Source organism: Microbacterium sp. (assembly GCF_051953575.1).
Taxonomy (GTDB): Bacteria; Actinomycetota; Actinomycetes; order Actinomycetales; family Microbacteriaceae; genus Microbacterium.
In genome coordinates, this window is record NZ_JBQCIP010000021.1 from 35,913 (window position 1) to 46,399 (window position 10,487).

Below are 10,487 nucleotides of genomic sequence, written 5' to 3' on the forward strand. Positions count from 1 at the left end.
CCTTCTCGGCGCGGAGCAGGAAGAGGTCGTTCGCGCTCGGCGAGCCGGGCAGCTCGTCGCCGGCGGTGATGGCGCCGGGCGTCGTGTTCGACCAGTTCGAGCCGTCGAACGTGTAGATGCCCTCCTGCCCGGACTCCTTGACATAGGCGGTGTCGTTCTTCGAAGGCCCGGGCAGCTGTTCGCCCGAATCGACGACGATCCACGTCTTGGTCGCGTCGTCCCACCGGCGCACCACGTCGTCGGTGTCGCCGTCGAGCATCCCCGCCTCGACGACGAGTCCGGTGGCGGTGATCGTCGAGACGCCGGTCGTGGCGTTCACCGTGATCTCGACGGCCTGGACCGCGACACCGGCCCCGATGCCGACGTCGCCCTTGGTCGACGTGTCGCCGCGGGCGTCGGCCCTCGAGTCGATGTCGGCGAGCGCCCGCAGCGTCACCAGACCGCCGGCGACGACGAACACGCCGTTCGCGAAGCGGGCCCGCACGGTGGGCGAGACGACCGCGATGGCGATGGCGCCGGCGATCGACAGCGACGCGCCGTTGTTGTCGTTGGTCGCGGCCTTCGGCGTCGACGAGGTCGACGTCGATCCACCGCCGTTCTGCTGCTTGGTGGTGCTCGCCTGGCCGAGGTTCGCGTCGGCCTTCTCGTTGACGTCCTTGCCGCCCTGGTCCTTGCCCTCGGACGGCTTCGCTCCCTGGGCCGAGGCCTTCGCGGTGGTCTTTGCGTCGACGCGCTGCGTCGCGGTGAACGAGGCGGCGCCGGTCGTGGTGAGGCTGCGATCGCTGCCCGACGTCGACGTGATGTCGTCGAGGATCGCGAGGGCGAGCGAGACGCCGATCCCGGCGGTGCTGCCCGCGGTGGTCGACCCCTTCGCCGTGGTGTCGGCGGCGACGGTCTGGGTGGCGGTGGCGGTGATGCTCGACGTGGTGAGCGGAGCGGAGCCGATGCCGATGGATGCTGCGGTGTGGATGGTCGCGATGACGATGGCGACCGAGGGCGTGATGGTGACGCCTCCGCCTGCCGCGCCTGCTTCTGCCTCAGTGGTGAGCGTGACGTCGTGCGTGGCGGTGATGGTCAGTGCGCCGGCACCGGTGACGGGAGGGCCGCGTGTGCCGTTGGCCGCGGGCGCGACGCCCGCGTACACCTCGTGGGTGACGAGGTTGAGCCCGAACGAGGCGCCGATGCCGACGGTGCCTTCGCCCTCCTGCTCGCTCTTGGCCGATGCCTTGTCGTTGCTCTTCGACCCGGCGGTGAAGCTCGCGGAGCCCCCGGTGAGCACGACGCCGGGAAGCGGCGCCGGCGGGTCGGGGTGCAGCGGGTCGTTGTCGGCGTCCACCACGGCTCGCGTGTCTTCGTCGACGAGGTTGATCGCGAACGCCCCGGCGATGCCGAGAGTGCCGCCGGTGCCGGTCGCGCCGGCTTCGGCGACGGCGGCGAACGTGTGCGTGTCGTCCGACCCGTCGGTCTTCACCGTGGCCGACACGGCGAGCGACGCGGCGTGCAGCGAAGCTCCGATGCCGATCCCGGCCTCGTTGATCAGGCGGACCTTGTTGACCGCGACCGCAGCGCCGATGCCGACGGAGCTCGAATCCGAGGATGTGCCCTTGGCCGTGGCCGAGGCATCGGTGTTGTTCTTCGCCTCGAACGTCACCGGCGCCCCGTTCGCGACGAGCACGCTGCCGTCGCCGAGCATGGCGCGGGTGACCGAGTTGACGAGGTTGATGGCGATCGCCGCGGCCACCGACACCGAGGTGCCGTCCTCGTTCTTCTGCTCGGGCGTGGAGGTGCCGCCGCCGGCTCCCCCGTCGGTGCGCGCCCCGGTCTTGGTCGCCTTGTCGTCGGCCTTGCCCTTGACGTCCTTGCCGGTGCTGTCCTTGCCGCTGCCGCCGGCTTCGCCCGGCGCACCCGCCGCGCTCGCCTCGGCCGAGGTGGCCGTCGTCGATGTGCCTTCCGCGGTGAACGACACGGCACCGCCCGCAGTCACGTCGCGGCCGATCCGCGCCTCCGCGACATGGTCGGCGCTCGTCAGCGCGAACGCGATCGTCAGTGCGAGGGTCGCCCCGGCGCCGGCCTTGGTGGCGCCCTTGGCGCTCGTCGTCGCCTTCGCCTTCTGGTCGGCCTTCGCGGTGATGCCCGACGCAGTGGCGAGGGCCGGGCCGCCGAGGATCGAGGCCGTCGTGTGCACGTTGTGGATGGCGATGCTCGCGACGCCGGTGAGCGAGGCCGAGGTTCCGCCCTCCGCGCCGCCCTCGGTCTCGGTCGTCGCGTCGTCGGAGCCTGCCGCGTCGATCACGAGAGCCCCGATGCCTGTCGCACCCGTACCGGCGTCGACGCCCGCGAACACCTCGTTGCGGATGAGGCTCAGCGCGACCGAGGCGCCGAGGCCGACCGATCCGGTGCCGTCCTGCTTCGAGGTGGCCTTCGCGTGGCTGGTGTGCGCGCCGCGCGCCTTGAGGGTGAGGTTCTTGCCGTCGAACGTGCTGCCGGTGCCGGCGAGCCGTGCCGAGGTGTGCGCGGTGATGCGGTCGACGGCCAGCGAGCCCGCACCGCTGAACGAGCCGCCGCCTCCGGCGCCCGATGTGGCCGTCGCGGTGAACGATGCGTCTCCGCTGTCGGGGCCGTCGGCCTCGACGGTGACGCCGCCGCCCGCCGAGAGGTGAGCCGCCTGCACGAACGCCTCGGTCAGCAGCGTGATGAGGTTGATCGCGACGCCGACGCCGATGCCGGTCGCGGCGCCGTCGGTGGTGCCGCCGTTGCCGGTGGTCGCGACGCTGTTCTTCGCCTTCGCGGTCACGGTCTGCGCTCCGGTCGTCGTCACCGACGAGCCCTGGAGCCGGGCGTGCGTGTCGACGTCCAGGATCGACAGCGCGAAGGCCCCGGCGATCGTGGTCTGCGTGCCGTCGTCGTTGGCCGCCTGACCGTTCGCCCGGCTCGGCGCGTTCGGGCTCTTGTTGTTCTGGGCCGACGCCCCGTCGTGCGCGGCCTTCGACGTGGCCGTCACCGTGGACTGCTGGTTCGCGAGCACCGCGAGCGAGGCGGCGGTGGATCCCGGCGCGTACGTCGAGTCGATGGCGGCGTCCGTCGTCTGGTCGATGTAGACGACCGCGACGCCGGCGCCGCTGCTCTCGCCCGATGCGTCGCCGTCGGCGGTGACGGTGGCGACGTTGGATGCCGCGACCCCGAGTGCGCCGGCGACAGTGGCGTGTGCGCTGCCGGTGAGGGTGCTGACGACGTCGGAGTCGACGGTGACGGCGGCGACGGCGGCGTCGAAGCTCTTCGGCGCGTCGTTCGGGTTGGCCGTCTGCGGGATGGCGCTGGCGGTGACCGTGGAGGTCGCCGAGATCGTCGCGTCGCCGCCGACGTTGAGAGCGGTGGTGCCTCCGATGGTCGTGGTGGCGTCGGAGAAGACGACCGCGACGTCGCCGTAGCGCTTGTTCAGGGTGAAGGCGCCGACGGTCGACGTCGACGCCGCCGTGAAGGCGCCGGTCGCGGTGATGGTCGAGTCCGTCACCGACACGGTCGCCGCGGACTTCACGAGCACCGCATACGCCGTGGCGGCAGAGGTGTCGGGCACGACGGAGGCATCTGCGGTGAGCGAGACGTCGCCCGCGGTGATCGAGCTGTTCGTCACGGTGACCGAGGCGGTCGCGTTGTGCGCGAAGCAGTTCACGATGTCGAAGTCGTCGCCGAGCGGGTTGCAGTCGCTGAGCGTGAACGGGATGCCGTCGGTGTTGCTGTCGGCCGCCGCCGCCGTGACCGATCCTGCGGTGACGGTGGCGCCCTGGAACACGATCGACTCGAAGTAGGCCTCGAACGCGGCGTTCAGCAGGTTGATGATGCCGAGCACCGTGAGCTTGTCGTGCCCGCTGCCGCCCGAGATCTTGAGCTTCGTCCCGGACGCTGTCGGTGCGGCGAAGCTGGTCTGCTCGAACGTCGGGGAACCTGCCAGCGACCGCAGCCGCAGCAGCGACGAGTCGGTGGGGTCGACTTCGAGCACGGCGTCGTCGTCGCTCCCGCTGAGCGTGAACTCGACGCTCGCCGACGGGTCGTTGTCGGTGAGGATCGGCTCGATGCCCGCGTAGTGCACAACGGTCGAGCCGAAGGTCATCGAGCCCGACGAGCCGTCGGTCGGCGCCGACGAGAAGCCGCCGCCGCCGTTCGTCGCGAGCGTGTCGTAGCCGGCCGCGCCGTCGAACCAGATCGGCACGCCGGGGTCGGTGCCGGCGAAGTCGATCGTGAACGTGTCATCGCCCGCGGTGCCGGTGACGCGGATCTCCGAGATCTCGGCGAGGGAACGGGTGACGCCCTCGAAGGTGACCGTGCCGTCGCCGTGGAACACGAGCGACGACGCCGTGCCCGACATCGTCAGCACCCACGGGGCGGGTGCGACCGTGGCGGGAGCAGCGGGCGCCGGTGCGGCGGGTGCCTGGTCCGCGGGGACCGAGGAGTCCGCAGGCGCGGGCGCCGGCGCAGGGTCGACCGCGACGGGTTCGACCGGTGCGGGAGCCGGCGCGGGATCGACCGCCGGGGCGGGATCGGGCGCGGGGGCCGGTGCCGGATCGGGTGCGGGCGCAGGGTCCGCGGGCGCCGGGTCGGCCGGAGGAGCATCGGTGGGCGTGGCCACGTCGGTGGCGTCGAACGGCCGCACGTTCAAGGCCGCCGGCTCGCCGATCATCTCGCCGGACGAGGCGTCGGCAGCGGCTCCCGACACCGTCGCCGCGGGTGCGGCGGCCGGTGCCTGAGCGGGTGCGGAGGCGGAGGCGGAGGCGACGGTCGCGACCGGGAGCGCGCGCGGCGCGCTGTACGGCAATGCGATACCGACGGCGACGGCCACGGCGGTCGCGTACGCGACCAAGCCGAACGCCGCGCTGCGGTAGCGCTCCGTTCCCGATCCCCAAACCATGACGCGCCTGTCGCTCGTATGACGAAACTGACAACGCGCCGGTGTACTCGATCCGCTGCGCGGCTCCCCCGAACCCCGGCGATGACACTTGCGTGCCGATCCTGATGCTCAAACCCATCCCGGTCCCGAGGCCTGCGTGCGGCGAGGCGACGCGGTCAGCGAACCGGACAGGCGCAAAAGTAGCCCCGGGCCGAGAGATCCGTCAAGGGCGTGTCGGACATTCCATCATCGAGCCGAGGGGCCGGCCCGGCATTCCCGGAACGGAATGTCGCGGAAAGACGGGTCAGTTGAGGCCGGAGTAGGCGTGCAGGCCCTTGAAGAACATGTTCACGATCGTGAAGTTGAAGAGCACCGCGGTGAAGCCGATGATCGACAGCCAGGCCGATCGCGAGCCGCGCCAGCCGCGCGTCGCCCGCGCGTGGATGTAGCCGGCGTAGAGCACCCAGATGACGAACGTCCACACTTCCTTGGTGTCGAAGCCCCAGTACCTGCCCCAGGCGTCGTTGGCCCAGATCGATCCGGCGATGAGGGTGAACGTCCAGAAGATGAAGCCGATGATCGCGAACCGGTAGGCGAGCGACTCGAGCGCGTCGGCGCTGGGCAGCGTGCGGAGGAATCCGGGTCCGGTCTTGACCGCCGTCGCGGAGTCCTCGGCTGTCGCCGCGACGGCGACCTTGCGCTCGCGTCGGGCCTGCATGAGTTGCAGCACCGACAGCCCGAAGGCCAGCGCGAAGATGGCTGTCGAGAGGGATGCCACGAACACGTGGATCACGAGCCACACCGACTTCAGCGGGTCCATCAGGGGCACGATGTCGGTGTAGAACCAGATGGCCGTCCCGCCCAGCAACACCACCACCAGACCCGTGATGAACGTGCCGAGGAACCGCAGGTCGTAGCGGAAAAGAACACCGAGGTACACCGCGACGATCAGCATCGTGCCGGTCAGCGCGAACTCGTACATGTTCGACCACGGGACCCGGCCTGCGGCGAGCCCGCGCGTGACGTCGCCACCGACGTGGAACAGGAACCCGAGCACCGTCAGCGCCGTGCCGATGCGCGCCCACACGAAGCGCTCGCGACGGCCGACGGGGGCGTTGAGCGCCGCCTCGGACGCCGACTCCTGCGCGCGCAGTTCGTCGACCGAGCTGCCGCCGGCGTACCCGCCTGCGGTCACGAGCTCGCGCTCACGCGCGACCTTCGCCGCGGCGTCCTTCGCGTCCGCCGCGACCGCGCCGCGACGGGACAGGTCGACCGTGTAGGCGATGAATGCGAGCGCGTAGATCGCGATGGCCGTCCAGACGAGGAGCACCGAGATCGAGTCGAGGTCGAAGGGCGTGGCGTCGGGCATGATCCTCAGTCTACGTCGGGGGTTGATTCGGGAACGGGGGATGCCGCAGCGCGGCCGGCGCCGCCGGCCGGCGTGGTCGCGGCCAGCGATGCGAGGTGCTTCACGGCGAACTGGTCGACGGCGGCCGCGAGCGTCGGGTCCTCGCCGCGGGCGAGTCCTGCGTATTCGAGGTGCACGGTGTGCCCCTGGACGACGGCCTTGACCCACATGCGGCGGCGCGGCACGAACAGCGCCGCCAGCAGGCCGGCGAGCGCGAGCACCGCGAAGCCGAGCACCCAGGTGGCGGCTGCATCCCGATGGATCGACAGCGAGACGTACCTCTTCACCGAGCCGTCGTAGCCCTGCGCACCCGCGGGCGCCTCGTTCTCGAACGTGACCGTGCCGCGTCCGCCGGGAAGGTCGGCGGTCTCGCCGGGGGCGAGCTCCAGCGACTTCACGTCGGTGCCGACGCCGGTGAGCTTGTCCATCTCGCTCGTGTCGAGCGTGTACACCGACTTCGGCACGCCGCCGTCGATGCCGAGGTCGCCGACGTAGACGTCGAGCGTGACGACGGGGTTGATGAGCGCGGGGTAGCTGGACGTGTACGCGCCGCTGTCGAGCTTCACCTGGGTCGGATAGAAGAAGCCGACGAGGCCGACCTGGTCGCTGAGTCCGTCCGGCACCTTGATGACGCCGAGCGAGGTCATGTTCGTGTCCTGCGGCAGGAACGGCACCGCCTCGGAGAAGACGACGTCGCCGTCGGCGTCGCGGATCGTGAGGGTCGGGGCGTACCCGTTGCCCATCAGGTAGACGCGGTCGCCGGCCATGTCGAGCGGGTGGTTGACGCGCACCTCGCCCTTGCCTGCGGGCTCGCCCGCGTACTGCGTGGTCAGGTTCGCCACGAAGTCGCCGGCCATGCCCGCGCCCTGCTCGCCGCTGGGCTGGTACGTGACGTCGAACCGGTCGAGCGTCAGCGCGTACGGCGTCAGGGCGTCCTCGTCGACGAAGCGACCGGGGTTGAAAGAGGTGTAGTCGAGCATCGTGTTGACCCAGGTGCGGCCCTCGATGATGACGGTCTGCCCGGTATAGGTGAATCCGCCGCCGATGCCCACGGCCAGCAGCACACCCACCAGCGCCCCGTGGAAGACGAGGTTGCCCGTCTCGCGCAGGTAGCCGCGCTCGGCCGACACCGACAGCGTCCGGGCGTTGTCGTAGCGCTCGACGCGGTAGCCCGACCTGCGCAGCTGCTGCTGCGCGACCTCGACGGCCAGAGCGGCGGCGGAGGCAGCATCCGTCTCGTCCGAGTATTCGAGGATCTCGGAGCGGTGGGCGTCCAGGCGCGACAGACGCGCGGGCGTGCGCGGCGGCTTCGCGCGCATCGCCTTGAAGTGGTGCTTCGTACGCGGGATGACGCAGCCGACGAGCGAGATGAACAGCAGGATGTAGATCGCCGAGAACCACGGCGACGTGTACACGTCGAACAGGCTCAGCTTGTCGAGCACCGGCGCGAGGTCGGGGTTGTCGACGAAGTACTGTCGCACGCCGTTGGGGTCGGCGCTGCGCTGCGGCACGAGCGAGCCGGGCACCGCGGCGATCGCGAGGAGCAGCAGCAGGACGAGCGCGGTGCGCATCGAGGTGAGCTGGCGCCAGCCCCACCGCAGCCAGCCGACGACGCCGAGCGCGGGCTGGGTGATGTCGTCGGATCCGTCGCCCGGCGCGCCGGCGCCGTCCGCGTGGTCGGCGGGGCGGAGCGGGTCCGACCCGCCCTCGGTCGCTGAGCCTGCCGAAGCGTCAGAGCGGGGCCGGGACACTGGAGAACACCCCCTGGAGCTGTGCCATCACGGCGGTCCACACGCCGGTGACCATGAGCAGGCCCAGCACGATGAGCAGGGCGCCGCCGACGAGGTTGACGACGCGGATGTGACGGCGCACGAACGCGACCGAGCGCGTCGCCCAGCCGAATCCGAGCGTGATGAGAAGGAACGGGATGCCGAGCCCGAGCGAGTACGCGACACCGAGGAGCGCCGCGCGCCCGACGGATCCGGAGTCGAACGACATGGTGAGGATCACGGCGAGCGTCGGGCCGATGCAGGGCGCCCACCCGATCGCGAGCGCGATGCCGAGCAGCGGCGCCCCGATGAGTCCGAGGTTGCCGCGCACCTGCGGCCGGGCGATCCGCTGCGCGAGCCCGAACCAGCCGATGAACACGCGCCCCATCGCGATGATGAGCACGCCGAGCACGCGCGTGATGAGGTCGGCGTACTCGAGCAGGAAGCGTCCGACCGTGCCGCCGAGCATCGCCATGCTGACGAAGACGACCGTGAAGCCCGCGATGAACAGCAGCACGCCGAGCACCAGCCGGCCGCGGGCCGGTGCTTCGAGCCCGGTCGACATCGCGGCGGGCGCGGGCGCCTGGCCGCCGGCATCCGTCACCGCGTTCACCGCGACGGGGGCCGGGCGCGGCGCGACCGCGCCGCCGATGAAGCCGAGGTAGCCGGGCACGAGCGGCAGCACGCACGGGGACAGGAACGAGATCGCGCCGGCGAGGACGGCGATCGGGATCGCGACGAGCAGCGAGCCGTCGGCGACGAGCTCGCCGAGGCTCACGACTCCTCCAGCGTCTCGCGCACGAGGGTCTCGAGGATCGACGACTCCTCGATCTGCCCGATGAGGCGCGCGGCGACGCGGCCCTCCTTGTCGAGCACGAGCGTGACGGGCACGGCGTTGAGAGGCGTCGAACCGGCGAAGGCGAGCTTGATCGAGCCGTCGACGGTGGTGAGCGCACTCGGGTAGGTGATCCCGAACTTCTTGGCGAACGCCTGCGACGCCTCGGCGCCGTCGTACAGGTTGACGCCGAGGAACTTGACGTCCTGCCCCTCGAACGCGTCGTGCACCTTCTCGAGCTCGGGCGCCTCGACGCGGCACGGCGCGCAGCCGGCGTACCAGAAGTTCACGACGGTCACGTCGCCGGCGTAGTCGGCGCTCGTGGTCTTCTCGCCGGTGTCCAGCACCCCCTCGAAAGCGACCGGGTCCTCACGATCGGCGGCCTTGATCTCGACGACCTTGAAGCCGTCCGACGCCACGAAGCCCTTGTTGTCGCCCTCGCGGTACTGCTCGGCCAGCGGGTCGGCGGAGCACGCCGCGAGCCCGGCGATCAGCACCGCGCTGAGAACGAGGGATGCCGCCGCGCGGACCTTCCCGAAGCCGCGAGTCATACTGCTCCCACATCCACCGCGCCCGCCGTCGACGCCGGCTCGGCGTAGGCGGTCTCTGTCCATTTGCCGTCGATCATCTCGAAGCTCGTCACGCTCGACAGCGCGCAGCGTCGCGCGCGGGGGTCGTGCCGCAGCGGGAGCCCGGCGACCGCGAGGTGGGTGATCCAGATGGGGAGCTGGTGCGAGACGATCACGACGTCGCCGGCGTCTGCGGCGTCCCAGGCCTCGGTCATGGCCTTGTTCATGCGGCCCACGACATCGGCGTACGGCTCGCCCCAGCTGGGCAGCGCCGGCTTGCGGAGGTGACGCCAGTTCCAGGGGTTCACAAGGGCGCGGGCCATGCGCTTGCCCTCGAACACGTTGGTGGGCTCGATCACGCGGTCGTCGATGACCGGCTCGATGCCGAAGATCTCGGTGAACGGCTCTGCCGACTCCTGGGTGCGCTGCAGCGGCGAGCACACGAGCGCCGAGACGGGCCGCTCCAGCGAGTGGAGGTACTCGGCCGCCTGCCGCGCCATGCGACGACCGTCGGCGCTCAGACCGTATCCGGGAAGTCGCCCGTAGAGCACGCGGGAGGGGTTGTGGACCTCCCCGTGGCGCACGAGATGGAGGCGAGCGGCGGGCACGGCCCCAGTCTACGTGGGCGTGTTCTGTGGACCGGCTGAGCGTTCGCCCAGTGCGCCCGCCCAGCGCGGCGAAGTGCCCGCCGACCTGCCACGTAGACTTGTCGCTCGTGAGTGAACGCGTTCTCGTCAGTCAGTTGAAGGGGCTCCCCGACGGCCCCGTCTCGGTGTCGGGCTGGGTGGAGACCGTCCGCGATCAGAAGAAGGTCCAGTTCGTCATCCTGCGTGACGAGACGGGCGCGGTGCAGCTGGTCAACCCGGCGACGCGACCGGCAGAGGACGGCAGCGAGCAGGATGCCGCAGCCCTCGCCCTCACCGACCTCATCTCGAACCTCGCCACGGGCACCTTCCTGACGGTGCAGGGCGAGCTCAAGCACGACGAGCGCGTCAAGCTCGGCGGCGTCGAGATCAAGATCGGC

7 protein-coding genes (1 of these 7 only partly in view) are annotated in these 10,487 nt (G+C 71.0%); 1 reads left to right on the forward strand and 6 read right to left on the reverse strand.

Features of this window, described 5'->3' with window-relative positions; translation table 11 throughout:
- From ACTHNQ_RS01630 to ACTHNQ_RS01655, 6 genes are all read right to left on the reverse strand, one after another.
- Window positions 1-4,903 carry the beginning of a hypothetical protein gene (locus tag ACTHNQ_RS01630; protein WP_440330700.1) on the reverse strand. It extends 26,579 nt beyond the left edge of the window, so only the first 4,903 of its 31,482 coding nucleotides appear in the window; it begins with the start codon at window positions 4,901-4,903; its stop codon lies beyond the left edge, outside the window.
- A 283-nt stretch (window positions 4,904-5,186) separates the two neighbouring features.
- A complete protein-coding gene (gene ccsB / locus ACTHNQ_RS01635; protein ID WP_440330701.1) occupies window positions 5,187-6,251 on the reverse strand; it encodes a c-type cytochrome biogenesis protein CcsB in 1,065 nt (354 codons plus the stop codon).
- A gap of 5 nt (window positions 6,252-6,256) precedes the next feature.
- Complete coding sequence (resB, locus tag ACTHNQ_RS01640; RefSeq protein ID WP_440330702.1) at window positions 6,257-8,041, reverse strand: cytochrome c biogenesis protein ResB; 1,785 nt, start codon at window positions 8,039-8,041, stop codon at window positions 6,257-6,259.
- A complete protein-coding gene (locus ACTHNQ_RS01645; RefSeq protein WP_440330703.1) occupies window positions 8,022-8,837 on the reverse strand; it encodes a cytochrome c biogenesis CcdA family protein in 816 nt (271 codons plus the stop codon). Before ACTHNQ_RS01645 ends, resB begins: the two co-directional genes overlap by 20 nt.
- Window positions 8,834-9,445: a TlpA family protein disulfide reductase gene (locus tag ACTHNQ_RS01650; RefSeq protein WP_440330704.1), complete on the reverse strand. Its 612-nt coding sequence runs from the start codon at window positions 9,443-9,445 to the stop codon at window positions 8,834-8,836. Before ACTHNQ_RS01650 ends, ACTHNQ_RS01645 begins: the two co-directional genes overlap by 4 nt.
- Window positions 9,442-10,071, reverse strand: a complete 630-nt coding sequence (locus tag ACTHNQ_RS01655; RefSeq protein ID WP_440330705.1) for a histidine phosphatase family protein — start codon at window positions 10,069-10,071, stop codon at window positions 9,442-9,444. The genes ACTHNQ_RS01650 and ACTHNQ_RS01655 overlap by 4 nt, the downstream gene beginning before the upstream one ends.
- A gap of 107 nt (window positions 10,072-10,178) precedes the next feature.
- Between ACTHNQ_RS01655 and ACTHNQ_RS01660 the strand changes: the two genes are divergently transcribed.
- Window positions 10,179-10,487: OB-fold nucleic acid binding domain-containing protein (locus tag ACTHNQ_RS01660; RefSeq protein ID WP_440330706.1), on the forward strand; the 309-nt coding region annotated here is incomplete at its 3' end.